Origin of the sequence: Methylobacterium sp. WL1, from assembly GCF_008000895.1 — a bacterium.
Lineage (GTDB): Bacteria > Pseudomonadota > Alphaproteobacteria > Rhizobiales > Beijerinckiaceae > Methylobacterium.
Window position 1 is genome coordinate 5,098,702 of record NZ_CP042823.1, and the last position, 24,566, is coordinate 5,123,267.

Annotated in this window: 21 protein-coding genes and 4 pseudogenes; 13 read left to right on the top strand and 12 right to left on the bottom strand. The window is 65.3% G+C overall.

Annotated features, from left to right (window positions below):
- Positions 1-609: 609 nt before the first annotated feature.
- Positions 610-2,670 (bottom strand): EAL domain-containing protein, encoded by a 2,061-nt coding sequence (locus tag FVA80_RS24890; RefSeq protein ID WP_147909157.1) that lies wholly within the window; start codon positions 2,668-2,670, stop codon positions 610-612.
- Between the two features lie 421 nt (positions 2,671-3,091).
- On the opposite strand from FVA80_RS24890, the gene FVA80_RS24895 reads away from it, so the two are divergent.
- The gene (locus tag FVA80_RS24895) at positions 3,092-3,847 is read left to right on the top strand and encodes a hypothetical protein (protein ID WP_147909156.1); all 756 of its coding nucleotides are present in this window, start codon (positions 3,092-3,094) and stop codon (positions 3,845-3,847) included.
- A 54-nt stretch (positions 3,848-3,901) separates the two neighbouring features.
- Positions 3,902-5,041 carry an MFS transporter gene (locus FVA80_RS24900; protein ID WP_147909155.1) on the top strand — a complete coding sequence of 380 codons (1,140 nt, stop codon included), beginning with the start codon at positions 3,902-3,904 and terminating at the stop codon, positions 5,039-5,041.
- Between the two features lie 331 nt (positions 5,042-5,372).
- Here FVA80_RS24900 and FVA80_RS24905 read toward each other — a convergent pair.
- Positions 5,373-6,513: pseudogene (locus FVA80_RS24905) on the bottom strand (IS3 family transposase).
- A 631-nt stretch (positions 6,514-7,144) separates the two neighbouring features.
- Positions 7,145-7,324, bottom strand: a pseudogene (locus FVA80_RS31635) (ISL3 family transposase); the annotation flags it as partial.
- A 765-nt stretch (positions 7,325-8,089) separates the two neighbouring features.
- Here FVA80_RS31635 and FVA80_RS24910 point away from each other — a divergent pair.
- From FVA80_RS24910 to FVA80_RS24920, 3 genes and pseudogenes are all read left to right on the top strand, one after another.
- Positions 8,090-8,620, top strand: a complete 531-nt coding sequence (locus FVA80_RS24910) for a DUF3489 domain-containing protein (RefSeq protein WP_147957889.1) — start codon at positions 8,090-8,092, stop codon at positions 8,618-8,620.
- Between the two features lie 72 nt (positions 8,621-8,692).
- Positions 8,693-9,028, top strand: a pseudogene (locus FVA80_RS32230) (DUF2924 domain-containing protein); the annotation flags it as partial.
- A gap of 121 nt (positions 9,029-9,149) precedes the next feature.
- Entirely contained in the window at positions 9,150-10,580 is a 1,431-nt protein-coding gene (locus FVA80_RS24920) for a recombinase family protein (protein WP_348644594.1), read from the top strand.
- Between the two features lie 192 nt (positions 10,581-10,772).
- On the opposite strand, the gene FVA80_RS24925 is transcribed toward FVA80_RS24920, so the two are convergent.
- From FVA80_RS24925 to FVA80_RS24935, 3 genes are all read right to left on the bottom strand, one after another.
- Complete coding sequence (locus FVA80_RS24925; RefSeq protein WP_147941245.1) at positions 10,773-11,051, bottom strand: hypothetical protein; 279 nt, start codon at positions 11,049-11,051, stop codon at positions 10,773-10,775.
- A 257-nt stretch (positions 11,052-11,308) separates the two neighbouring features.
- Positions 11,309-11,560, bottom strand: coding sequence for a hypothetical protein (locus tag FVA80_RS24930; protein ID WP_147911048.1), 252 nt, complete (start codon positions 11,558-11,560; stop codon positions 11,309-11,311).
- A 52-nt stretch (positions 11,561-11,612) separates the two neighbouring features.
- Entirely contained in the window at positions 11,613-13,058 is a 1,446-nt protein-coding gene (locus tag FVA80_RS24935) for a hypothetical protein (protein ID WP_348644595.1), read from the bottom strand.
- Positions 13,059-13,595: 537 nt separating this feature from the next.
- Here FVA80_RS24935 and FVA80_RS24940 point away from each other — a divergent pair.
- From FVA80_RS24940 to FVA80_RS24950, 3 genes are read left to right on the top strand one after another with little or no spacing between them, the layout of a single operon-like run.
- The gene (locus tag FVA80_RS24940) at positions 13,596-14,324 is read left to right on the top strand and encodes a hypothetical protein (protein ID WP_147909633.1); all 729 of its coding nucleotides are present in this window, start codon (positions 13,596-13,598) and stop codon (positions 14,322-14,324) included.
- Positions 14,321-15,274: a helix-turn-helix transcriptional regulator gene (locus FVA80_RS24945; RefSeq protein WP_147909632.1), complete on the top strand. Its 954-nt coding sequence runs from the start codon at positions 14,321-14,323 to the stop codon at positions 15,272-15,274. The genes FVA80_RS24940 and FVA80_RS24945 overlap by 4 nt, the downstream gene beginning before the upstream one ends.
- A 24-nt stretch (positions 15,275-15,298) precedes the next feature.
- The gene (locus FVA80_RS24950; RefSeq protein ID WP_147909631.1) at positions 15,299-15,829 is read left to right on the top strand and encodes a hypothetical protein; all 531 of its coding nucleotides are present in this window, start codon (positions 15,299-15,301) and stop codon (positions 15,827-15,829) included.
- 657 nt (positions 15,830-16,486) lie between these two features.
- Here the strand turns inward: FVA80_RS24950 and FVA80_RS24960 are convergent.
- The 4 genes and pseudogenes from FVA80_RS24960 to FVA80_RS24975 form a co-directional block, all read right to left on the bottom strand.
- Positions 16,487-17,023 (bottom strand): annotated as a pseudogene (locus FVA80_RS24960) (transposase); the annotation flags it as partial.
- 213 nt (positions 17,024-17,236) lie between these two features.
- On the bottom strand, positions 17,237-18,793 hold the full coding sequence (locus tag FVA80_RS24965) for an integrase family protein (RefSeq protein ID WP_147909630.1): 1,557 nt from the start codon (positions 18,791-18,793) through the stop codon (positions 17,237-17,239).
- Positions 18,794-19,613: 820 nt separating this feature from the next.
- The gene (locus FVA80_RS24970) at positions 19,614-19,793 is read right to left on the bottom strand and encodes a hypothetical protein (protein ID WP_147909629.1); all 180 of its coding nucleotides are present in this window, start codon (positions 19,791-19,793) and stop codon (positions 19,614-19,616) included.
- A 343-nt stretch (positions 19,794-20,136) separates the two neighbouring features.
- Positions 20,137-21,192 carry a major royal jelly family protein gene (locus FVA80_RS24975; protein WP_246692129.1) on the bottom strand — a complete coding sequence of 352 codons (1,056 nt, stop codon included), beginning with the start codon at positions 21,190-21,192 and terminating at the stop codon, positions 20,137-20,139.
- Positions 21,193-21,652: 460 nt separating this feature from the next.
- Here FVA80_RS24975 and FVA80_RS31640 point away from each other — a divergent pair, with 460 nt between their 5' ends.
- The 5 genes from FVA80_RS31640 (at position 21,653) to FVA80_RS24995 (ending at position 24,035) form a co-directional block, all read left to right on the top strand.
- Positions 21,653-21,793 carry a DUF333 domain-containing protein gene (locus FVA80_RS31640; protein ID WP_246692461.1) on the top strand — a complete coding sequence of 47 codons (141 nt, stop codon included), beginning with the start codon at positions 21,653-21,655 and terminating at the stop codon, positions 21,791-21,793.
- 58 nt (positions 21,794-21,851) lie between these two features.
- Complete coding sequence (locus FVA80_RS24985) at positions 21,852-22,169, top strand: hypothetical protein (protein WP_147909627.1); 318 nt, start codon at positions 21,852-21,854, stop codon at positions 22,167-22,169.
- A 10-nt stretch (positions 22,170-22,179) separates the two neighbouring features.
- The gene (locus tag FVA80_RS24990; protein ID WP_147909626.1) at positions 22,180-22,380 is read left to right on the top strand and encodes a hypothetical protein; all 201 of its coding nucleotides are present in this window, start codon (positions 22,180-22,182) and stop codon (positions 22,378-22,380) included.
- 168 nt (positions 22,381-22,548) lie between these two features.
- Positions 22,549-22,671 (top strand): hypothetical protein, encoded by a 123-nt coding sequence (locus tag FVA80_RS32055; protein WP_281407058.1) that lies wholly within the window; start codon positions 22,549-22,551, stop codon positions 22,669-22,671.
- A 1,052-nt stretch (positions 22,672-23,723) separates the two neighbouring features.
- Positions 23,724-24,035 carry a hypothetical protein gene (locus FVA80_RS24995; RefSeq protein ID WP_147909625.1) on the top strand — a complete coding sequence of 104 codons (312 nt, stop codon included), beginning with the start codon at positions 23,724-23,726 and terminating at the stop codon, positions 24,033-24,035.
- A 68-nt stretch (positions 24,036-24,103) separates the two neighbouring features.
- Here FVA80_RS24995 and FVA80_RS25000 read toward each other — a convergent pair whose 3' ends face one another.
- Positions 24,104-24,358, bottom strand: a complete 255-nt coding sequence (locus tag FVA80_RS25000) for a hypothetical protein (protein WP_147909624.1) — start codon at positions 24,356-24,358, stop codon at positions 24,104-24,106.
- A 50-nt stretch (positions 24,359-24,408) separates the two neighbouring features.
- Entirely contained in the window at positions 24,409-24,558 is a 150-nt protein-coding gene (locus tag FVA80_RS30750; protein WP_187193503.1) for a hypothetical protein, read from the bottom strand.
- Between the last annotated feature and the right edge of the window lie 8 nt (positions 24,559-24,566).

A 24,566-nucleotide genomic window follows, 5' to 3' on the forward strand; every position in this document is an offset into this window, starting at 1 on the left:
CTCATTAGGGTTTAGATCGCTGATCAGAAACAGCATGCGTTACCACTCCCCTAAAAAGGACAATTGTCCTATCAATCATATGTCGGGTATCCGATCGCTTTCCCGACGAGTCGTCCCAACTTTCAGAAGCCCTACCAAACCGGCTCATTTTTTGTCGGGAAAATATGTCGGAATTTCAAACGCCGGTGAAACGCTCGGTCAGGCGGGCATGTTTGCTTCGAGCCACGGTCTGCCAGAAACCGGACAGGCAGCTTTCGGCCAGATGCAGCATACACGAAGCGCTGGCCTGAGCGTCTCAGATGGGTAGAATTCATTCAGTCTACATTTGGTCAAGGCGCGTGAAAAGCGGACTTCAGTTAATACGGAAGCTGCCAAAACGGGCAGTTCGCTTTCTATTTGAGATCAGCGTTGTGTGCCTGGCAATCGTATTGGTGCCGTTCGTCGCAACACCGTCTTTTGCTCAGTCAATAACTAAGAAGAAATAATTTTCCGAAACAACGATTATTACAATTATTTTAAGGAAAGCTTTAGCGCTTATCGCGACCGGCGATGAAGGACGTTGCTAGGAAATACATCCGCTGGTCTTGCTTAACCAATTACGCTATCTGTCTAAATTTTATCAATTTCATGAATAAGATCAGCAAAGTTCTCGATGGGTTGAGGGCGTCCGATGAAGTACCCCTGAACCTCGTCGCAGCCCGCCTTTGACAAAAATCGCAGCTGCGCCGCCGTCTCGACCCCTTCCGCGACAACACCCATCTTGAGGCTGCGACCGAGACCGAGGACGGCTCGGACAATCGCCTTCGATTGCGGGTTGGCGTCCATGCTGCTTACGAAGGACCGGTCGATCTTGATTTTGTCGAAGGGAAACGCTTGCAATGTAGCCAGCGACGAATAACCCGTACCGAAATCATCCATGCTGATGCGGATGCCCATCGCCTTAAGGCGGCACAGGGTGGCTAGGGCGCGAGATAAATCGTTGATGATCACCGTCTCGGTGACCTCAAGCTCCAGTCGGGCCGGCGATAGGCCAGTCTCGGCCAGGATTGCGAGAATTCGCTCGGGTAGATCGGTCTGAGAAAACTGCCGGGGGGACAGGTTGACCGCAATTTTGAGCGGCCGGACCCAGCCTGCCGCTTCGCGGCAGGCTGCTCGCAAGACTAGTTCGCCCAGCGGCAAGATCAGGCCGGTTTCCTCGGCGAGACCGATGAATGTGGCCGGCGCGATCGGTCCCCGTGTGGGATGGGTCCAGCGGGCGAGGACTTCGAAGCCGACGATTTCGCCCGTGTCGCTCCGAGCCTGAGGCTGATAATGTAGGGCGAGCGTCTCGCTCGAAATTGCATGCCGCAGGTCGCTCTCGAAACTGAGGCGCTCGGCGGCCCGATCGTCGAACCCAAATTCGAAGATCCTGAAGGTGCCGCGCCCGTCCGCCTTCGCCTGGTATAAGGCGAGATCGGCGCGCCGGAAGACCGTCTCGCCATCCGTGCCGTGCTCGGGTGACAAGGCGATACCCACGCTGACGCCGACCTCGACGGATTGTGCGCCGATGAGCGTCGGCACTCGTACCGCGGCGACCAGACGAGCAGCTAGATCGGATACCGCTCCTACGCGGTCGACTTCGGAAACAAGCACGGCGAACTCGTCTCCGCCCAGGCGCGCGACCAAGTCGCCGATCTGAACAACCTGGTTCAGACGGCCGGCCATCTCCCGTAGCAACACGTCGCCTGCCAGATGACCAAGCGTGTCGTTGACCGCTTTGAACCGGTCGAGGTCAAGAAAAAGCACCGCGCACCCGCCCCCACGCCACCGCATGTCGTCGAGCCGCTGGTTCAGGCACTCGTGAAACAGAGTTCGGTTAGGCAGATCCGTCAAAGCATCATGGCGCGCCATGTGCGCGATGCGCCTCTCGTTCTGCTTGCGCTCTGTAATGTCGGTGAAGGTGCGCACCGCGCTACCGTCTGGCAGCGGCACGGTCCTTATTTCCAGGACGGTGCCGTTCGGGCGCTCGCGCTCATAGGTCTGCGGCCGCGACTCCAGGCCGCCGCTCGCAACCCAGCGCTGGAAACCCGGATCAGATTTGCGGAAATCGTCCTGCTCCTGCTGATAGCGCACGACCGTCGAGAAGCTCGGATTCGACTGCATCAGTGCGGCGGGCAGTTCCAGCAGTTCGATGGCACGAGCGTTACAGACCTGCACGATGCCGTCGGCGTCGACCATGAGCAGTCCCTGATCCATCGTGTTCAGGGTGTTCGTTAGCAGCGTGCTGGTCTCCTGAAGACGCTGCTCAGTGCGGCGGATCTCGGTGACGTCCAGCACCGTTCCGAACGTCACGACGGATGTACCTGCCGCATTGCGGTCGCATCGACCTCGCACAAGCAGTACGCGGACCTCGCCGCTCGGCTGAACGATCTTGGCTGGGTATTCAAACCGGGTGCCAGCGGCGACGTGGTCGGCCAGCAGCGCCAGGACCCGCGCGCGATCCTCGGGATGGTAGGCCATCAGTACCGGTTCGCGCGTGATCTTCAAGTCTTCCGCGAAACCGAAGATGCGGCGCGCCTCGTCCGAGAAATAGCCAAGGCCGGAGATTTGGTCGAATTGCCAATGACCCACATGGGCCATCTCTTCGGCCAGGACCAACAAACGATTGGCCTCGACGAGGGACGTCCGCACCTGAGCGGCTTCCCGCGTGGGAGGCGCGACCACATCGCCTGATTGCGAGCTAGAAATCAGCACGATGAGGAATCCATCGACAGCACGTCAGAATGACGATGCCGCGACGACACTTCAATACCATTAACGCCGCGATCGATCTCGACGTATTTCGGCACTAAGTATCGGTGGGACTGCTTGCATTTCTCGCTCTTAGACGAGTCCAATGCCACGGCCGCTGTGACAAAGGGTGAGGTCCAGTCAAGGTCCTCGCCGCGGGCAACCCACGAACTCAGATTGTCGGGGCAGACCGGAACAACCCGGCCCGCAGCGGGACGTCGCTGACGGTATCCTGCTCCGCAAAAAATTATTGATTGGCCAAGCGTGCAAAATCGCCGCGAATAAGGTTAAGGTTTCCTTACCGAGCTAGTGAGGATCCCTGATGTCGACGATCGAAGCCATGCGCCCGCAAGGACTCAAGGCGCGCGCTGTGTCCCTGCTTGAGCGCATCACGTATCGTCGCGCCATCGATACCGAAGACCGCGAAGCGATTTTCCGCCTCCGCTACGAAGCCTACCTACGGGAGGGCGCGATCACCGCCCGGGCGGATAAGCGTTTCACCGATGCCGTCGACGAGCAGAAGAACGCATTCATTTACGGTGTATACGTCGATGGCGCGCTCTCGGGGTCGATCCGTCTCAACATCACCCTGCCATACGCGAGTGCCCTGCCGACGACCGCCGTGTTCCCCGACATCATCGAGCCGATGATCGATGCCGGCTGCATCATCGTCGACCCCACCCGGTTCGTCGCGAATCTCAACCTTTCGCGCCGCCTGCCGGAATTGCCCTACTTGACACTGCGACTCGCGTGGCTGGCAATGGAGCATTTTGAGGGCGAGTACATCCTGCTCGCCATCCGCCCCGAGCATCGTGCCTTCTATCGCCGTTATTGGAGTGCGACAGAACTGTGTGAGGCTCGACCTTATCCGAAGCTCACGAAGCCGGTAGGCCTGTCAGTCGTGAACTATCTGGACGTGAAGAAGACCGTCGAGGCCCGGTATCCCTTCCTGGCGTCTACCGATGCAGAGCGCGCAAGCCTGTTTGCGTCAAATTACACTCCGGTGGAGACTGATGACACCCTCACCAATATTTGGCAGATCGAGCCGGCTCGAGTGGAGCGCAACTTCAGCGTTTAAGGGAAGCGATTGTCCAGACGGCTCAACACGCCGGTGAATAACCGACGATGGCTCATGCTGACCGTCCTCTTCATCGCGCGGTCGGCCATCGCCTATCAGTTCGAGTCGATCGCGGCCGGATCCTTCTCCCTGACGGAAGGCACGGAACTGGGCTTTGCGCAGCTCGGCCTTCTGATCGGCTGCCACATGCTGCCCGGTATCGTGCTCGCTCTGCCGGGCGGTCTGCTGGCCCAGCGGTTCGGGAGCAAGCCCATCGTCCTCATCGGCTTGGGTCTGATGGTGGTTGGCGCCTTGACGATGGTCACCATAGAGGTGCCAATGCTGTTCGCCGGCCGCATCATCAGCGGTGCAGGCGGGGTTCTGCTGAACGTCGTACTCACGCGGATGGTTACGGACTGGTTCGCCGGTCGTGACGCCGTGCTCGCCTTCAGCATCTTCGTAGCAAGCTGGCCCCTCGGCATTGCGCTCGGGCTCGTGACATTGCCGGCGACCGGCATCGTCTATGGTTGGAGCGGCATCGCAATCGTGAGCGCGCTGCCAAGCCTCCTCGCTTTGGTCCTCGTACATTTGTTTTACCGCGACCCACTTCAGCACGTTGATATGCGCTCTGCCGCAACTGCAGGGCTAAGAGTGCGCGATTACGCGCTTGCTACGGGCGCCGGCGCCGTCTGGGGCCTCTACAACGTGTCCCTTGTCATCTTCGTGTCGGCGGCCCCCGACCTCTTTCTGGCGAACGGTTACACCCTGGCCAACGCCAGCTTCATCGCGAGTGTCCTTGGCTGGGTGCTCGTCGTCGTGCTGCCCGCGGGTGGCTGGATCGCGCAGCGCGTGGCGCGTCCTGTAGCCTTCACGGTCGCGAGCCTCATGCTCGTTGCCAGCGCGGCCGTCGCGATGGCGCTTGGTCCCCAGACGATCGTCGCCTTCGTGGTCCTGGCCGTGATCTTCGGGCTGCCGGCGGGGCTGCTACTGGCGCTTCCGGGTGAGTTGCTCTCCGCGGACAGTCGCGCCGGCGGCATGGGGATGTTCTATCTAAGTTTCTACGTATCGATGACGGGCCTGCCGGCGGTCGCCGGTCTGATCCGCAATGTGACGCACACCGTTGCGGGTCCGGTTCTATTCGGGGCGTGCATGGCCATGCTTGCGGCCCTTGGCATGCTCCTGCTAGCACCGCATCGTCAGACGGTCGCAGTCTAATGGAAGCATGGGCGGGGGAGTCATCTTGCTCAATCGCTAGGCGGAGGTGTCCACCAGCGGCCGAGACAGCCTTGATCAATATTTCAGTGGCGGAGACGCGAAATCCTTTCCGAACCAGTGCGCTTACTTGCGCGGCGGTCGCAGCTAGATCGCCGCTGCGATTGTTGGCGCACGAGCGACCGCTTTAGAGCACTACAAAGCCTGCTCTGGATGACAGAGTTGGGTCGCTAGAAGCTCGTCCGCTTTTCGGGCGGCTCGTCTCCGAAGCAGACAGACTGCTTTCGGCCAGACTATGACCTGCCCGGTATTTTGGACCGAGCCGATTGAGAGGCTACTGCATGGTGGCGGCCATGGGTAGCCGGAAGGCCAGGTCCGGGAAGGTGACAGGCGCGGGCGGCCGATAGCCCAAGGACGAATGCGGTCGAACGCGGTTGTAGGTATTCTGCCACATGCCGATCACGGTCTGTGCCTCCTTGAGCGAGTAGAAGATCTCTTGGCGTAGGCACTCGTCCTTCAGCTTGCCATTGAAGCTCTCACAATAGCCATTCTCCCACGGCGATCCTGGTGCGATGTACTGGATCTGCGGGCCGGTTTTGGCGACCCATTTCCGCAAAGCCTTCGAGATCATCTCTGGGCCGTTGTCGCAGCGGATGTTGTCGGGGATGCCATGCAGGCAATATCGCATCGGCCAGCGCCTCGATCACACCAGACTGCTGATGCGCCTCGCGACCTTTAGCGCCAGGCAGGCGCGACTGTGCTCGTCGATCAGCGTCAGGATACGCAGGCTTCGCCCGTCATGGGTCTGGCCCTGCACAAAGTCGAAGCTCCAGACGTGATTGCGATGGAGAGGCCGCAGCCGTACGCAGGAGCCATCGTTCAACCAGAGACGGCTGCGTGGTCGATGCTTTTGGGGACCTTGAGCCCCTCACGACGCCAGATCCGCTGAACCCGGTCTTTCCCCACCTGCCAGCCCGCTGCCTGCAGCAGTGCGGTGACGCGGCGGTAGCCGTAGCGTCCGTACTCGGACGCCAAGGCGATGATGGCGCGGGTCAGCGCATCCTCGTCAGCTGGTACCGTGGGCACGTAGCGTTGCGTGCCTCGGTGCTGGCCGACGATCCGGCAGGCGTGACGCTCCGAGAGGCCGTACTTCTCCTGGATGGCGTCGACTGCCTGCCGGCGTCGCTCCGGGGCTATAAGTTTCCCGAGGCGACATCCGCCAGCACCTGCTTCTCCAGGGACAAGTCAGCCACGAGCCGGCGCAATCGAGCGTTCTCGCGCTCCAAATCCTTCATCCGACGGGCCTGGTCGATTTGCAGGCCCCCGTACTCCTTGCGCCAGCGATAGTAACTCTGCTCGGAGATCTCCGCCTCCCGGCACGCTATCGCCAAACTCTTACCCTGGGCCGTCTGCACCTCAATCTGGCGCAGCTTCAGCACCACCTGCTCCGCACCCGTCTTCTGACCTCGCTTCATGTCCAGCTCCTTCAGTCCTGGCTGATCCTCTCAATCAGCCCGGTCCAAAGCCAGCCGGTCAGGTCAGTCTAGTGCTAGATTAGAGCCAATGACTTCGTTCCAGAATGGAACATGATCTCAGATACGGCTTGTCATTTCCGGCCTTCGCCACGCCGCTGCGGTCGAATGCGCCGTGCCCGTCCCGCGGGCGGGCAACCGGATCAATGCATCCCGGAGATGCCGATACTCTGAAGGTGGGACGCTGTATCCAGCTCCCTCGTCGGGAGGAGCCGAAGGTGGGGATTGGCGCAGACGGGAACCCACCGCACCTGATCGTTCACCACCATGTCCGTCTCCTCCCCGCGCGGCGGAGGCGAGAGCGCAACGCTCGGAGCGCGTTGGATGGTCGTAGCCCGAGCGCGAGGAAGGATGCGCGCCGATGCAGAGCCCGAGGCGCGGTCCTTAGATCGAGCGCCGCTCAAGCAGAAAGGCCTCGTCCCGCGGGATTGCACCCGGGGTTTTGCGGCGATGTCGCTTCTGCGCTTGATCTTCGTCTACGAGCAGGAAATTCAGCCGGACCCGTTACTCGAGCCCCTATTCTGCCAAGCCCCGTAACCGTCCACAGAAACGGCTCTTGCTCACTTTGCGTGGATCAGGTGGCGAGGACCATACGGCGCTGTAGGAGATCGAGACCCGCTCGACCGTAGCTTTGGCGCTTGATCAGCTTAAGCCGGTTGATCTGGCCTTCGGCCTGGCCACTGCTCCAGGGCTCGGTCAGGGCCGCCCTGACCGCGGCAGCGTCACCGTTCAGTCCCGCAGCGAAGGTGGCGATGGCAAGTGCGCCGGAAGCCTTGGCCTCTGTGATTCAAGGGTTGAGATCCGCGGCGGCACCCCGCGGCTTGCAGATGCCGCACTTCGTTGTAGATGGCCCGCCATCGCGTCCGGCTCAGCGGCGGAACGTCCGCTTCGGGACGGAAAGCCAAGGTCCGGTTGCCACCCCGAGCCGAAATTGCCGGAGGGCTTACGAACGGCCGCTTTCGGGAAGCGCCAACGGCGTCTCAGGCGGCTGGGTTGGGTCGGTAGCAGGCCGTCGGCTTTTACGGCCGGCCTTCACTGAAGCGGTCATTCTGCTTTCGGCAACCTTCGGTCATTCTGGTTCGATCAGACCTCCAGCAAGCGGACCTTCTGAAGGTCTGAGAAGGGTCACGAGCTTCCGTTCGCAGTGGACAACGGCGCGAAGTTTCGGACCGTTTCAGCCCAACCGTAGCTTCGACTTGACTGTCGAAGCGAACGGAGCGTGTGTGGTCTCCAGCCCGACGCACGGAAACTGGCTAATCATTATGACAAGCCTGAGCGTATCTCATAGAATCGACGCGTTGATCGCAATACTAAGCGACGTTGGCGCGGTCACCAAGACTGTACTTGTATGGATTAGCAAGAGTCTGGAAGTAGCGGAGTGGCAACGCGACGGCTGACGCATTCCTCTTTTCACTAGGTTGTCATTCCGACCATCCACGCTTTGCCCCGCCGGCCGGCCTTGCGCCGCCCGCGGGGTCGGGGTCGTGGCCTGACCTGCCCCCGACGGAGACCCCGACCCATGACCACCATTTCGCTCACCCGCACCGAGACCAGCATCCTGCAGACCGCCGCATGCGAGGGCCGCCTACGCTTCGCACCAGAGATGAAACCGGCCAGTCGCAAACGGCTCATTGGCCGTCTCCTACGCGACGACCTCATTACCCCATCGGATGCGCCGGACGGACAGCATCGCCTGACGCCCACGGGCTACCTGGCAATTGGCCTCACCCCGCCCGCCCGGACCAACACAGCGTGCCGCCCGAACAAGAAGGTGCTGGTGCTGACGCTGCTGACGAGAGACAACGGAGCTACGCTCGCTGAGCTCATCGCGGCGACGGGCTGGCTCCCGCACACGACGCGCGCGGCCCTCTCGGATCCGGTCCGGGGACAGCCGCTGGCGAAGGCAGCGCGGCCAGACGCGACGACGGCCTACCGCATCCTTCCACCCTCGCCCGCCGCTCGCACTCGCTCGCGGCGCAAGCGGGAGACGCTGACGCGGGGCGCTGAGGCTGAGCCGCAGGCTGGCATGCCGATTCCGGCCGTCGCCTGATGGCGCGGACCCAGCCCATTTTGGGGAGCGAGGCGGACCACGTGTCCGCCTTTGCTCGACGCGCTCGCCGGGATGGACGCGGCGGCACTGGAACGGCGCTGGCGCCAGGTCTTCGGCGCAGCCCCGCCTCCCGGCCTCCCGCCGGCCCTGCGCGCGCGGGTGATCGCCTACCGCCTGCAGGCTCTGGCCTATGGTGACCTCGATCGCGATACCGCGCGGGCGCTCGAGCGGCTCGCACAGGCACGGGGCCCAAGAGGCCAGAGCGGGGACGATATGCCGATCCGCGTGTCGGTGCCGGTGCCGGACCGACGCGGGCACACACCCGGCGTGACGCTCTCGCGGGAATGGGCCGGTGTGATGCACACCGTGCACGTGTTGGACGCGGGCTACGCCTGGAACGGGGCGACCTATGACAGCCTGTCCCGCGTGGCGCAGGCTATCACCGGCACCAAGTGGAACGGCCCCGCTTCTTCGGCCTGCGCGCCAAGACCACTGGCGGTGGGGAGATCGGTGTGGGGAGGGTTGAGGCATGAGTGCCCGGTCGTCCAAACCACGACAGGCACCGCCCCCCGGCACACGGCCGACGCTGCGCTGCGCGATCTACACCCGGGTCTCGACCGAGCACGGGCTCGATCAGGAGTTCAACTCCCTCGACAACCAGCGTGAAGCCGCCGAAGCCTACATCCGCTCCCAGGCGCACGAGGGCTGGCGCCTGCTACCCGGCCGCTACGACGACGGCGGCTTCTCCGGCGGATCGCTCGAACGCCCCGCCCTGCAACGGCTGCTCGCCGAGGTGCAGGCCCGGCGCGTCGACGTGATCGTCGTGTACAAGGTCGACCGGCTCACCCGGGCCCTGTCCGACTTCGCCAAGTTGGTCGAGCTGTTCGACGGGCACGGCGTCTCGTTCGTGTCGGTGACCCAGGCGTTCAACACCACCACCAGCATGGGCCGGCTTACGCTCAACGTGCTGCTGTCGTTCGCCCAGTTCGAGCGTGAGGTCACCGGCGAACGCATCCGCGACAAGATCGCCGCGAGCAAGCGCAAGGGGATCTGGATGGGCGGCGTCGTCCCACTTGGCTACCGGGTCGAGGACCGCGCCCTGCACGTCGTCGAGGAACATGCCGCCCTCGTGCGGGCGATCTTCGCGGGCTACCTCGCGCACGGCACGGTGGCGGCGCTCAAGCAGGATCTCGACGAGCAGGGCATCACCCTGCCGGCCCGCCGCGACGGGGCTGGGCGAGACCGGTGGGGTCCGTTCTCGCGCGGGCATCTGTACAAGCTGCTCGGCAATCCGCTCTACATCGGTCAGCTTCGGCACAAGGGTCAGGTCCATGAAGGCCAGCATGCCGCGATCGTGGACGGGGTGACGTGGCAGGCGGTGCAGGAACGGCTCACCACCAACCACCATCAGCATCACCGCGGGCGATCTGAGAGCGTGCACCTCCTCACCGGGCGCCTACGCGATGTGGCAGGTGAGCCGATGGTGCCGAGCCATGCCCAGAAGGGTTCACTGCGTTACCGCTACTACGTCGCCCGTGAGGTCGGGCTGGATGGCAAGCGGCTGCGCTTGCCTGCCGGGCCGATCGAGGCGGTGGTCGTGGCTGGTCTACGGAGCATCGCTGCACCGAGCCCGGTACCGCTCGAAGACGCTGCCGTGGTCGCTGCCGAACTCGAGACGGTGACGGTGCATGCCGATCACCTCGTGCTGCAGCTCACCGGCGACCGCCCTCCCTTGTCGCTGCCCTTCGCGCATCAGCTGCAGCGCCGCCGCAGGGCGATCGTCGTACCGCCGGGGCGCGAGGGCGATCGGCTGCGGGCGATGAAGGCGGAGGATCGCACCCGCATGCTCGTAGGCATCGCCGCGGGCCGGACCTGGATGGGGATCTCGTGGGTGGGCGAAGCACGAGCATCGAGGCGATCGCCAGGGCCGAGCAGGTCAGCGAGCGCTCGGTGCGCATGACGCTGTCCTCGCCCTACTCTCCCCTCGCATCGTGCAGGTGATCGTCGAGGCGCGGCTGCCCCGGGGCATCGGCCTGCGTCATCTCTACGAGCTGCCCCCCGCTTGGAATGCACAGGAACGCATCCTTGGCTTGTGATAACTGAGCGTCCCGCCTGTGCTCCCCACGGCTGACGTCATCGCCTCCGGAAGCGATCAGGCGAATAGGCGCACCGCCATCCCGATCACCACCGCGGCTCCCAAGCAGCGCCGCCACGGGTTGACCCCGCGCAGCAACTCATCGCCCGCCCAGACCGCAAGGGCGATCCTCGATGCGAGATCCGCCCACCGCCCGACAGCGGTATCCTCCCCCGCGATCCAAGCGACGGACAGCATCAGACCGAAAAGCCACAGCGGCGTGTTCGGCCACTGGCCGATCACGATGCGCCCGCTGGTGCGGTCGCGGAAGAACCAATCGAGGACCGCGGGTAGCATCGCAGGAAACGGGAATGAGGCCTGTGGAGACCGGGGGCCGAAGGGCCGGTGATCCGGCCCCGGAGACACCCCAGAGACGCGGCTGAAGCAGGACGCTCGAGCTAAGCTACTGACATGACGTGACTTTCGACGACCACCTGGATCCTGCGATTTGCGCAAGGACCCCTGGTGGAGCTGAGGGGAATCGAACCGCTGACCGGTTGATCGTGATCGTACGGCGATTCGGGCTGGCGCGGTACGAGGGACGATCGCCTGGCTCAGAACTCCGGCGTCGGGTCCTCAGGGTCATCGTCTTCGTCGTATGCGTCGGCATCGCCCGTCTCGCGATGCTCGTCGCTTTCATCGTGATCGGCATCCCAGTCACCGTAATCAAGTTCTTCTTTGGGATCGGGGTCCGCTGCCATCTCGGCATCGAATTCGGTGTCGCGATCGAGACCATCAGGCTCGTCGGAATCCATGAGCGGGAGGTCGCGGTCTGCGGGATCGTCGGCGGTCAGTGATGGGGCCATGGGGTTGGATGCGGCACCAGCCCCGGACCCGCCCCCGATGTCGTCACCCCGATCACAGCCCCAGAGCATCCCGTCCCCAGCGAATGTGCTCTATCACGCCGGCGATGAATGCGCGGTCGCTTCCGGCGATGGCGAAGGACACATCGAGATGCGGAGAGTGCCGCAGCAGGGACCCGGCCCAAAGCCAATCGGACGGATCTCGCACCAGGATCTCGGCGTTTTTGGGCGGGTCGGCCCAGGCCCGGCGCGGCGTCAGCCTCATCGCAGGGAGATCCGCCGCCCTGATGCCGCCCGCGCGCGCGTCATCTTCTGCATCGGCTGCGCCGACGTCCGGTCGATTCGAGCCGATCGTCACGGCGGCGATGTCGTCATATGAGGCTTGCGCAGGCCCGGCGTCGCCACGCCGGCCCAGCCGTTGCTGCAGGATTTGCAGCGAGATCGCGTCGCGGCGGGGGAGTGGCAGGGCGGTGCCGAGGAGCTGCTCGACAAGCAACGGGGCGATGCCGCGCTCGGCTCGAGTGACCGGCCCCTCCAGGACGACGCCGAGGCGCAAAGCCGCTCCGGCCCGCGATGCGCGTGCAACCAGGATCTCGAGTTCGACATCGTCGAGCCTGTCGGCGGAGAGAACAACCACAGTCGTCCCGGGCGACCAGCGCAGGACCGCGGCATCGCGTCGATCGAGCTCGGCCAGGTGACGAGCGGCGATCTGGCGGCAACCGCGCGGCCAGGGCATCTGATCCGCCAGCTCGCGACGCAGCCAGGCATCCGACCAGACCACGACGAGGTGCCGATCAGGATCCAATGCCGCGCCGATCCCGTCGAGGATCACCCGCAACTCCGGCAGTAGGCCGGCCGCGATCGGGGCGAGCGACACGCTCACGTGCCGCATCCCTGCCACGTCGGCGAGGATGGTCGCGGCGCGCTCGCATGCAAGACGGCTCGTGAACAGCGGCTCGTCGGCCACCGCCGATGCGGCGGCCCGGAAGCGGATCACATCCTCGTGCCCGAGCACAGCCGCGACCTGATCCGCAACGGCGTCGGGCTCATGGCCGGCGCCCGCCAGGAAGGCCTGGAGCTCGGTCCGGGAGACGATCGACCGCGCCTGGGTGAGGATGCGCAGCACCTCCGCCGGATCGGTCGAAAGCAGGCGTCGCCCGGTGCGGACGTCATCGCGGGCTTGCTCGCGGCTGCGACCGGCAAGCACAGCCTTCGACCCGCGCTTCGGCCGGCCCGTGACCTGTGGCTCGGCCAGCCCGGATGGCGGCGGAACGGCAAGGTCGATGCATCGCTCACGGAAGAACTCGGCCTGCACCCGAGTCCAGATCGCCGACCAGTCGAGGGCGTGTACCAGCCGCCCTCGCACCACCGGAAGCCAACGCCGCTCTAGGGTGCGTCCGATCTCGCTGCCCATCACGGGGTAGAGCCCGACGGTGAGATGGGCGTGGCGATGGGCGACGTGTCCGTCGTCATCGAGCACCCGGTGGATATCGGCCCGCACCGGCAGACGCCTGTCGTGAAGGAGTTCGGCGAAGCACCGCACCAGGGCGGCGCATTCGGGCAGGCTCAGCTCCGCCTCCCGCGGCAGACCGAGCACGAAACTTAAGCCGACCACCCTAGTGGTTCCCATCGATCGCCCCCGGCGCTCGATCGCGTACCAGAGGACGCGGGGATCCTTAAAGATGGCGGAGGCGTCCTCCGGCAGCAGGGTAAAGCCGGTGACCGCGTCATCATGCCGGCGTGGCCGGTAGAGCACCGCGCCGGTGTCGTCGGTCAGGACCCGGCGCTCGGCATAGGCCGCCGCTGTGGCGATGCCGCGTCGGGCGAGGCTGAGGATCTCGCAGGAGGCGAAGGAGAGGGGCATGACCGTCCGACACTCCGTTTATCCATCTGTCGGATTTGCGCATAACTCGTGGCCGGAGGCTTGGCCTCCCCGTGGGGAAGCGTACTACCGATGCCACTATTCTGTTGCGGTGTCGAGCTAAATCCGACATTTTGATCCTGAGCCGCTGACGAGCGTGCGTGTCGGAGACGTCGGATGGAATGGGATTTTGAACGGGTCGTCCACGCCCGCGCGAGGGCGACGGAGGCGCAGGCCGAGTACAGGAACGCCTGCGAGGCGGTGGCGGCCGGCCTGATCGGGGAACTCGCGGCACTGCCCGTGGACCGGATCAGCCAGGCAGCGGCACAGGTGCGCATTGCTCTTGCCGATGCCGCGGCGGGACCGGGAGATGTCCAGGCCCGTCAGGCCTGGCAGGTGCTGGCGCTGCGGGCGGGCACGGCCCCGCCCGCGGGCGGGGACCGGGACGCGGACGAGACCGAGGTGGTGTTGCGGCTTGCCCGCGCGCCGAGCCAGGACGACGTCGCCTTGCTCGAGGGCCTCGGCCTCAGGTCGATCCGGGCCGGGGTCGTGGCCTTCCGCGGCCAGTGCGGGCTCGAGAAGCTGGCGCCGCTGATCGCGCGCTACGATGGCCACGTCCAGGACGCCTCATATGCAGGCCTCTCTCCTCGCTCGCGCCAGCCCCGTCAGGACGATGGGCCGGGCGAGGCGGACGCGAAGGTCGCCGCGACGGCCGCGTCATCGTCTTCTTCGGCGGCGGCAACGTCGGTTCCGGATGCTGCGGCGGTCCCGGCGTCGATCGGCGTCGAGCCATCCGGGCCGGTCGACCGCTTCGTTCCCCGCGCCCCTCTTCCCACACGCGCCGGGGAACGCCGGAGTGGTGGCGAGGCCGACGATCATCATCATAACGGTGGAGAGGTCCGGTGAAGGGCGAGCCGGAATCGGTTCTGGCGCAGCGCGTGCGCGAGCGGCTGGTCGCGGTCGGCATTACCCAGGCCGAACTGGCGAGACGTGCCTTCGTAAATCGCAGCTTCGTGTCAGATTTGCAGAGGGGCCGCAAGGCCGTGATCCGCGAAGATGCCTTGGCGCGCTTCGCTACCGCGTTGCGCTGCTCGGTCTCCTACCTCGTCGGAGAGAGTGACGACCCGAGCGTTCCCGAGCGCCCCACCCCGGCACGTCGACTTCCCCCGCCGCCGCGGCTGCCGGCCTATCTTGCCCCGCGCGTCCGCGACCCGGGCGATCCTACGCCGCGCAAGCCCGACCTGCCCGCCGACTGGAGCGAGGACGAGCGCAACAGCGTGCTCGCCGAGGAGGCGCGGCGCGACCGGGAGCAGCGCGCCTACGACCGCGAACTCGACCGCCTCGACCCCTCCACCGAGATGGAGCCGACGCTCGAGAATGCGGTGCTCAATCTGCTCGAGTTGCGCCTGCGGTCCCATTCTACGCTCAATAGCGGGAAGGACACCGCCTCCAAGGCCATGTCGGCGCTGATCCCGGTGTTCGGACAGCGCTATGGACAGGCTCTTCGCGTCGAGGACGGGGTGCAACTGCACCACATGATCAGGCCGATGCCGCTGGCGCGCTGGCCCGGCGTCTACGCGATCATCTGGCCTGATGATGGACTCGACCCACGCATCCGCCGCAGCGAGACCGTGGTCGCCGTGCCCCGCGCCGATATCCGCCCCGGCGACGACGTGATCGTCCTGACGCGAGCCCCGGCACCGGCGACCAACATCCTCCTCGGCCGTCTGGTCGAGGCCCGGCGCGACCGCATCCTGCTCGCCGGATTGGCCGGCGACGGGCCGGACATTGTCATCCCCAGCGCCCAGCTTCAGGCAATCCATCGCCTGGCAATGATCATCGCCGCCGGCATCTGAGCCCAAAAACCTAAGGACCTTATCATGACGCCCTTCTCCCCCACGCACCGCATCTCGTCCTCGCTGCCTCGCCTCCAGGCCGAGGCCATCATCGCCCGTCTTGACCTCGAAGGCTTCATCCGGTCCTGGAACTCCGGCTTAGGCTCGATCATCACGAGCTACGAGGCCTTTCTCGACGCGGTTGCCTTCAAGCCCAACGGGCTCGCGGCCTTCGACGCGGCGATGGAGGAGGCCGCGGCGGATGGCGGGGCCCTCGACAACGCGCTTCAGTCCCTGCTCGACCCGGTCATCATCGGTTCCGCCATGACCGCCATCTCGAAGGTCTGTGCCGACTGGGCCGAGGAGATCGTTACCGACTGGGAAGAGCAGTCCGTCGCTGAGCCGGCGCCGTTTTGTGACGCGAAGACCTTCATCAATTGGGTCCTGTCCCAGCATAATCGGCCCGCAGAACTCTGCGGTCCCAACGGAGAAGAGATCGTCGACACAGCCTCCGCCGAGACCCTGTTGCGGCAGGCTCTTGGCAGAGCCATGACCAAGACAGGGACCTCCGGCTGAATCGAGTCGGCGGGGTGAGCTGGTATGACCAGGTCAGATCACTGCGATACGCTGGCCGGACACAGTGATCGCCGGTGCCGGTGAGGTCGGGCGCGAAGGTTGTCGCGTTGCGATACATCGCACGGCGCCAGTGCTCGGACCGATTGTGGAGTTTAGGGCGTAGCGTATCGACCTGCGATTGCGCCAACTTGCCGAGAGAGACCAGGAGATCGAGCGAAACCGTCGCGCGCCCGCACGCCACGATCCGCTTCTTCCTCGTTTCATGGTCCTTGCGCGCGGCTTCTATGCGGAGGGTTTGCTCGCTCGCCGAATTGAGCGGAGCGACTCCCTCGACGATTTGAAGAAGCGAGGTCCGCCGCTTCCCGATCGCACGATTGGCGTTCGGATCGCCGTTTTCGCCGCGCCACACGGCGTGCATGAAAGAGTTTAGCGAGGGCATTCCCCTCGCGCCACTCGGCGAAAGCCAACGCTCGGACGGTGCGGTCGATCATCTGTTGCAGTCGGAAGGAGCCCACCTGCAGTGTTGCTGGTAGCGGGCGTGCGGCTGGTTCACCAAATTCGGGAAGCTCGGCGAGCTGTGTTTAAGCGTGGAATAAGGGTCCTTCCGCACTTTCGGTGCTAAAGGTTGGCATCCGATCAAGCTTTGCCGACCGCGGCTCATGCAGCATGCAGGACGCGCTGGTGCAGGAGATCGAATCCGGCGCGGCCGCACATACTGCGCTTGATCAGCTTGAGGCGGTTGACCTGCCCCTCGACGGGGCCGTTGCTCCAGGGCTCGACGATGGCGGCGCGCACGGCTGGCTCGTCCTGCCAGAGCCCTGTGACGAAGCCGCCGAGATCGGTCGCGGCTGCAACTTCCAGCCACGGCGTCAGTCCGGTGGTATCGTTCTGGCGCAGTAGATCGGCGAAGGCGCGGATATGCGCAGCCTCGGCATAGGGCCTCGAGCGGTCGCGGCCGACGACGGTTACGCTCGGCTGGGCGGCGAGCCAGTCCCGCACCGGTGCCGATGAGCGGCCGGGCAATAGGTCGATGACGCGCCGCTGCTCCAGGTCGCACACGATGGTGTTGTAGGACCGACCGCGCCGCCACGCCCAATCGTCGATGCCGACCACCCGCGGCGGCGGAGACGGTACGGTCCCGCGACGACGGATCAAGCGCAGGACGGTGTCGCAGCTGACCGGCATGGTCAAGCGGACGCTTTTCCTGCGGGTCCTTCGGGCGTACGTGGAGGCGTACGATGTCCCTGCCCAGGGCGACATCCTCCATGATTGTATTCCAGAAGTAGTCGGGGGGTCCGAAAATACGGGGTGACGTCAAACTAGTGGATTACATCGTGGAAGCCGCTCGACGATTGAATCAGCGTTTTACTAGCCGATTGCCGGGATGACGGTGTCCCGCACCGTGCGCTACCGTTGCTTGATGATCTTCCCTGCCGCGTAGCGTTCGGCGTTGCCGGCCTTCATGCGCGCTTTCTCTGCATCGCGGGTGACGCCCCGTTGGATGTCGCGTAGCCGTACGATCTCGGCCTTGAGCTCCGGCTGCGGCAGCAACTTCGCCGACTCGACGGCAGGTTCCAGCAATTCTGCCCAAGTCTTCATGACGGGACGTTTGAAGGAGAGGAGCTCCGCCTCGGTATAGCGCCGGGTCATCCGGTGCTCGTCATGAGTCGTCTCCGAGCCCGCCGTCGCGTGATCGAGGATGTACCCGACGAAAGCCAAGTGGTGCCCGGCCTCGGCGAGCACGGAGGAGAAGCAGCGTCGTACGTCGTGCGGGCTCATGTCCGCGCCCGGGATCGTCGGCAGGTTCTTCGTCAGCGTCCCGACCTCGACGTGCCCGCTCTTGGCCGGCACGCCGAGCTTCGCGGGCCTGCGGGTCGGGAACAGCCACTTGGTCCCTGGCTTGTGCTCGGCCAGCCAAGCCAAATGGCGTTGCACGGCCGCCCAGGCCGGCGGGGGAAGCGGGATACTGTGCGGCTTCCCGGTGGCCTTGGCCTTCGGGGTCTTGCGGTGCCCGGCGCGCCAGATGCCCCAACCCTCGTATGCGGACCACGCCTCGAATTCCTCGACGCGGGCTCGCGCAATGGTCAGTCGCCGCTGCGCCGTCCAAGCGAGCAACTCCATCGCGGCCGCGATCACAGGCCTAATGGCCCCGCTGCGTGCCGTCGCGACAACCAATCCGAGTCGGTTCAGGTCGGGAAAACGCTGCTGCGCCTTCACGGCACCGAGCTTGGGGGCCTTCAGCCGGTCGAGAACGCTGCCGTCGATGCCCGACTCCCGTTCCTGGGCAGGCTCCGCCAGCCAGCCGAACATCCTCTTCGTCACCCGCACGACGTCCCGGGCCTGGCTGCGCTTACCCTCCTTCACCAGCGCAGCGGTCACCTTGGCGACGTCCGACGCCGCGATGCGCGCCACGGGGATGCGGTCGAGGTCGCGCATGGCCGGGCAGCCGACGACGGACGCATAGTTCCTCACCGTCTCGGCTGTCAGGTTGCCTACCTCGGCCTCGGCAGCGAGCCACCGCGCCCATGCATCTCGGGCCTGCCGGTAGGTCCAGGTGGTCACCTGCTCCTCCCGCGCATGGATGAGGGCGCGGGGCGGCTTGGGATCCTTCGGGTCCGCCTTTCCCGTCCGCTCCGTCTTGCGGTCTTCCCACGACAGGGTGTCATGCAGGGATTTCATCCAGTATGCGTCGGGTACCCCGTGGTCGGACGTAACGTGCCATTTGACGTTCCTGGCCGCGCTTCGGGCATGCGCGAGCGACCAGACGTCGACTGGACCGATGGTGATCCGTCGGTCCTTGCCTTGATGCTGGAGCCGCATTTGCCAAACGCAGCCCGATGGCTGGACGCGTAGGACCAACCCTCTGCTCTCGACGTCGTTGATCTCGCGCCGGACGCCAGCGAGTGCGTCGGCCTTCGCCTTGACGATGGTCGTCTGGCGGATCTCGATGCGCTCGCTTGCCATGGTTCCCTCCCATTCCCCGCCAGCGACAGCTAGGACGACGCTAGGACGACTTAATAAAAACAAGCATCGGCCTGATAGGCAATCGGAATTTGGCCATTCGGCAGAAACCGACGTAGAAGCGAACTGGCGTTCGGTATTTTTTAAGGTTCTCTGACAATGGGTTGCGGGTAGGCGGGGTCCGTAGCCCCCCTCGGGACACGAGCCTGGATACCCCCACCCACCGGATTAGAGCCTTCGCCTTCTAAGCGGCAGGTCGTTGGTTCGAGCCCAACCGGGGTCGCCAGGCGTTTTCTGGAGGCGGTGGAGCGTCGCCTGCGCCAGTTCACGCAGCGTACGAGCCCGGCGCCCCGGGGCGGAGGTCGTCCCCATCGTTGCCGGCCCTGGCGTGTCCGAACGATTCGCCGGCCGCACCCTGGCTCAGCATCCTGCCTGCTGAGCTCGTCGGAGCGTCGGCCCGACGTGTCTGTGCGGGTGAGGGTGAACGCGTTCCGACAACTGCCACCGTCGCACCGGCGCTCCGGCATGGGCGCAACGGCGATCGTCGGATCACGGCGCCACTCCGGCGCGCGGGTTGGGTGGGAACGTGAAGCGGTTCGACCCTTCGTCGGGCTCGTAAGCCGCTGATCTGGCCCTGTGAAAGGCTTTCGGTTCCGGCGCGTCGACCGAGCTGCAGCGGGCGCGCCTTCGGTGCGAAGACGGCTCAGGCGTGCGCCTCGAACCCGGGTCCCCAGAGCAGGCCGGCCCCCAGGACGATGCCGTCCCGGAGGCGCCGTATGTCCTCGTCGTCAGCCCCACGGATGCGGAACAGGAAGCGCCGCCGTCAGATCGAGGCGGCGCGATGGATGCGGTGGTATCGCGCTGCGCGCTGGCTGGCGCGCGCATTGTGCAGACGGCGCATCCGGTCCTGATGAACCTCATCCTCGTACGATGGATTGACTGTCATCGCGGCGTGGATCGGCAGTGCAGGAAGCCTCTCGTTCTGCGGGTGTACGGTTTTCATGGCGATGCCCCTCGTCACTACTTACGCATTCGAGCTTAACCGCTCATTTGCGATTTGCAAGCGGGCGGCGGGACCCCGTCACCATGGGATTGGCCACCGCGTCCGGCGATCCGTCCCGATCCGCATGAGCCCCCCGCTTCCGGACGCAGGGCCTGCCGGCAAGATCCGGCGGAACGCGGCCGGGTGTCGGTCGGCTCTCAACGCCCCCTCCGTTCGAACACGTGCGCGCGGACCGAACACGTGCGCACGGCCCGGCGCCTGCCCGCAGCACGGCAGGCTCCCGACCGCATGCCGCGGCGCGCCGATGAGCGCCCAGGCCTGCGCCCGGGGGCTCGAACGCGGATCAGTTCCGAAGCGGCTTGGCGTCGATCTGCATCCGATAGATCGTCGTCGGGAATTTCACCGCCGAGGCCTCGCCACCGTTCATCGCCGGCGTGCGGTTCATCTGCGCGGCCGGAATCCACAGGCCGCCCTGCTCGTCGATCCACATCGCGTCGACCCAGACCAGGCGCGGATCCTCCACGAGCGTGCTCATGCGCCCATCCGGGGCGATTTTGAGGATACGCAGCCCGTCCGTATCGCTGGCGTAGATCGTCCCGTCCGCGTCGATCGCGGTCCCGCCCGTGGCTACGGTGGCGGCGAACAGCGTCACGTGTTTGGCCCGCTCGGCGTCGGCCAGGCCGGCATCGTCCAGATAGCGGGTCTCGATGCTGTAGAGCGGGCCAGTGCAGGCCTGGTAATACAGGGTCTTGCCGTCGGGAGAGACTTCGAGCTGGTCGGCGTGGATGAACAGGAGCTTGCCTGTGTCGTCCCGCAAGGTGCGGCCCTGGCCGGTCAGCGGCCGCTGCGCGATGGTGGACCAGTGCCCGTCGAGCGCACGCCGCAAGGCGCCTGTATCGAGATCGAGCACGATCAGCCCGGGCTGGCCGGCATCCGTCAGGTAGACGTTGCGGCCGTTGAACCGGAAATCGTCGATGAAGCTCCGGTCGGTGGTTGCGGCTTGCAGCGGATAGACCCGGCGCACGGCGTTGGTGGCCAGGTCGATCTGCACGAGCTTCGGGCCGCCCGGGAGTGGCACCTCGCCCATGCCGGGTGCGCCCTTGTCGACCACCCAGAGGTCGCCGTCCGGTCCGATCCGGATCGCGTTGACCGCCACGAAGGCCTTGGCCGGGTCGTCACCGGGCTTCCACGCGTTCCAGCCCGCGTCGGGGAATGCCACCGGCTGACCGTCCCGCCATTCGCCGAGTTCAATGCCCTTGCCCTTCGACTGGCGCTGGAACGGCGAGAACAATCGGCCATCCTTCGATCGCGTGAACCCGTTGAAGACCAAGCTATCGGATTGCAGCATCGGCTTGAGCGTGTCGGACCCGTGCTGCGCGTCGGCGGCACGGCCGGGCAAGATCAGGCCTCCGACAATCAGAAGGGCGACGATCGAGGAGCGGATCATGCGGAGTCGGGCCTGATGTGCGGTAGCCGGGTCTCCTGCTGCAAGGCGCGAGGCGCCGCGGGTGTTCCTCGGCGGCGGCCGGAAACGGCAGCTTCCCCCGCCCGCACCAGCCGGGCGGCCCTCTCATGACGACCTGCCCGGCCTCTCGCTTATCCAGAGGCGTGCGGCCGTCTTCCCATCGACGTTGATCCTCAGGGTTGCAGCGGGCACAGTGAGCGTAGATCAACGGGGCTTGAGACCGTGATAGGATCGGAGGCGCTCCATGAAGCGCCGCACCGTGTACCGGAAGGCGAAGGGCTGAACTGACGTGATCGCTCAATCTCTGCTTGCAGCCGCAGGTGTCTGCCTGGTCGCGGGTACAAGCCAGGCTGGCAGCGCCGGCGTCCGGGTCGCGCTGGCGAACCCCTCGTCCGTGAACTGCGCCAAACAGGGCGGCACGACGGAGATCCGGGACGGCGTCGGCGGCCAGATCGGATATTGTCGCTTTTCGGACGGTCGCATCTGCGAGGAATGGGCCCTGTTCCGGGACAACCTATGCAAGCCGCCGGCATGAGACCGGCACGCAATCGGGTCGGCGGCCCCTGGGCTCGTGAGACAACGGGATTCCCGACGTGACCGGCTCCCACACTGAACCCGACAAGGTGGCCGAGGTGGCCAGGCTCGCGACGGCGATCGCCGACCGCATCCTCGAGCAGAACGCGGCCGGGATCACGATCCCGCCGGAGCAGTTCACCATGCTGGTCAGGGCCGCCCGGATGCTTCTCGACAACGGGACGCCCTGGCCGCCGCCTGTGGAGCATGTGTTGATGGAGGTGGCCAAGCGTGTCGCGGAGGCTGAGGTTGCAGCCGACCTCGGCTCGACCGCGTCCGAGGGCGATGACGTCGTGGCGCACCTGACGCAAGCTCTCGATGCGACGAAGCGGCGTTAGGGAGGCGACCATGCGTATGGGGCGATCCAAGCATCGGCGACCCGAGCGTTCGACCCAGCCGCTCTCCGATCCGAAGGTCGTGGTCCTGAGGCCCCGAAGCCGTCGTCGTGGCGTCGATCTGGGATCGGAGGCGGCCAGGAAATTTGCAGTCTCGGCCGTGACCCTCACCATCATCGTGCTGGCCGGCGGGTACATGCTGCGCGTGTGGTAACCGTAGCGGGGAATGCGGCGCCGAGGGTTCAGCGATCCTTAGCGTTGGCTGCGTAGCCAGATCTATCTCGGCGCGTGAAAATATTCGCCGAACCGTTGCGTTTCCAATCCATGATAAAGCGTGCGGCCAATGCGGCTATAGCCTGCTTCGTGGATGGGGATCCCAACCATGGCCGATGACCGCTCGGATCACCTCGACAATGCGAAGGATCGGTCTGTCATTCGCATCATCGCCATGATGCTGGCGATCGAGATGGCGTTCCTGCTTGCATCGCTCATGGTTCTGGATTGATCAGGAGCCTCCCCGCCACCCCGGGGCAAACGCCCGGGCGCGGGGCATCAAAAAGCCCGCACCGGCGAACCGGGCGGGCTGAAGATTGCTGATCCAGGACCATGGACCACAGCGAATGTCGATTATCATAGTTAAAAAATTCTAAACGCCAGATAATGACAGTCTATTCGGCGGGGCTGGTCAAAGCGATCCACGACCCGCCGCGCCCATGATCTGGTTCCCTCATCGCGTCGCTTTCGAGTGCGCGCGGTGGGCGGCGGGGGCCGCGGCGCGGAGCCGGTTCCGATCGCAAGACAACCGGGCTCGCCCTTCCGGCACCCGTTGGCACGTCGGATGTCGCGGGCGGGGTCGCTGACGCGTGGGGGCGCGGCCCGAGCGGGTCGCGTGGGATCTGGCACCATGCGAAGTGAAACGAGAGCCCCAGATGCTCGAAGCTTGGCTATAATCTTAACTGCATGTTTTATCTGTGGTTGAGTGCTATTAACCACAATAAATAATTGCCAATGGCCCCTCTGAAGGTCAATGTATTTACGTTGCGTAACTTGAGTATTGGCAATGGACTACGTAGGGATATGCTACTTTACTGAGGTCGGACGTTGCCTGTGCGCTCATGCGGCGGGCGGCGGCGGCAATTCCGGCGTGGCCGATCAGAACCCCGGTTTGTCCGCCGGCATTCTCCGCTTGCTTCCCGCCATTGCCCCGGTGACCGGTGCAGATCCGTCCTCCACGTCGCCCCCGGGCGCCGGGGGAAGCAGGACGATGTCCTTCACCGCCGCGCTCCGCGGTTCCGAAGACCCCGTCTTCGCGTTCAGCGCCGTCGGCGGGGCAGGGGCGGGTTGGGGAACTGGAGGCGCCTCCGGCGGAGCGCCGTCGCCGGAGGTGAATGCCGGGCTCAGCGTGATCCTGGCCGCGGGGGCTGTGGCGTTCCTTCGCCGACGGCGTGCGCGGGCCTGAAACGCCGGCGACGAATGCTCTCGTCGTGCGTTGACGGCATCATCCAGCCTTGCCCATCCTCGAGCCTTGCCCATCCTCGAGCCTTGCCGGAGTGTCCGATGCTCATCCGATCCGCATTGCTTTTCGTGGCCCTGACGTCGGGCGCGCACGCCGCGGCGTTCGATGACGTGAAGGGGTATCTGGCGTCCTGCCTCAGGTTCGAGATGAACGGCGCCGAGGCGCAACGCGGCGTGAACCCGGCCTCCAAAATCCGCCCTGCGCTGGAGCGGTGCGGTCCGGAGCTCGATCGCGTTGAGCGGGCGGACGGGCGGCGCCTACGCGGCGATGGCGGGATCAGCCCCTCGACCAAGGAGGTCATCCAGAGCGTCATCGGCCGAAGCGCAAACGGTTTCTCCAACGTCCGGTACTGACGATCCGGCCGGTTCCACGGTGGCCGGTGGGCTGGATCCGGCCACCGGGAATCCGGCGTCCCGCCCGGTCACGTTCGCCGCTGCGTGTCCGTTTTCGCCGTGTCGAACGCCTCCTGTCCGGCGCGCTCGACCGGCGAGCGTGTGTCGCCCTGCTCGGCCACCCGCTTCGCCTCGTCGTTTCGCGGCGCACCGATATCCCCGGGCTCGGAGGCGCCGAGGGAGCGTGGGCCTTGGGAGGGCCCGCGGACCGGCAGGTTCTCGTAGCCACGCTCCCCCGGCTCTGCCTGGGCGGGATCGGTCTCTGGGCGCTTCGGGTCGATCATGGTCGCGGCGCTCTTCGTATCGGCCTTCGGACGGGGTTGGGCGGCCGAGATCAGGTCGGCTGCACCTCGGTGTCCTTCACCTCGGGGTCGTCCTCTTCGGGCACGGCGGGCTTGGACGGCTCGATCTCGTCGAGGCGGGACGGATCCTCGATCAACGCGCCCGGATCCTCGCCGGGCATCGGGGTATCAGCCTGAATCATGGTGCGCG

Coding starts and splice junctions, on each gene's coding strand:
- FVA80_RS24895 (WP_147909156.1), top strand. CDS start 3,092: ATGTCGACGATCGAAGCCATGCGCCCGCAAGGACTCAAGGCGCGCGCT.
- FVA80_RS24900 (WP_147909155.1), top strand. CDS start 3,902: ATGCTGACCGTCCTCTTCATCGCGCGGTCGGCCATCGCCTATCAGTTC.
- FVA80_RS24910 (WP_147957889.1), top strand. CDS start 8,090: ATGACCACCATTTCGCTCACCCGCACCGAGACCAGCATCCTGCAGACC.
- FVA80_RS24920 (WP_348644594.1), top strand. CDS start 9,150: ATGAGTGCCCGGTCGTCCAAACCACGACAGGCACCGCCCCCCGGCACA.
- FVA80_RS24925 (WP_147941245.1), bottom strand. CDS start 11,051: ATGCTACCCGCGGTCCTCGATTGGTTCTTCCGCGACCGCACCAGCGGG.
- FVA80_RS24930 (WP_147911048.1), bottom strand. CDS start 11,560: ATGGCCCCATCACTGACCGCCGACGATCCCGCAGACCGCGACCTCCCG.
- FVA80_RS24940 (WP_147909633.1), top strand. CDS start 13,596: ATGGAATGGGATTTTGAACGGGTCGTCCACGCCCGCGCGAGGGCGACG.
- FVA80_RS24950 (WP_147909631.1), top strand. CDS start 15,299: ATGACGCCCTTCTCCCCCACGCACCGCATCTCGTCCTCGCTGCCTCGC.
- FVA80_RS24965 (WP_147909630.1), bottom strand. CDS start 18,793: ATGGCAAGCGAGCGCATCGAGATCCGCCAGACGACCATCGTCAAGGCG.
- FVA80_RS24970 (WP_147909629.1), bottom strand. CDS start 19,793: ATGAAAACCGTACACCCGCAGAACGAGAGGCTTCCTGCACTGCCGATC.
- FVA80_RS24990 (WP_147909626.1), top strand. CDS start 22,180: ATGCGTATGGGGCGATCCAAGCATCGGCGACCCGAGCGTTCGACCCAG.
- FVA80_RS32055 (WP_281407058.1), top strand. CDS start 22,549: ATGGCCGATGACCGCTCGGATCACCTCGACAATGCGAAGGATCGGTCT.
- FVA80_RS24995 (WP_147909625.1), top strand. CDS start 23,724: ATGCTCATCCGATCCGCATTGCTTTTCGTGGCCCTGACGTCGGGCGCG.
- FVA80_RS25000 (WP_147909624.1), bottom strand. CDS start 24,358: ATGATCGACCCGAAGCGCCCAGAGACCGATCCCGCCCAGGCAGAGCCG.
- FVA80_RS30750 (WP_187193503.1), bottom strand. CDS start 24,558: ATGATTCAGGCTGATACCCCGATGCCCGGCGAGGATCCGGGCGCGTTG.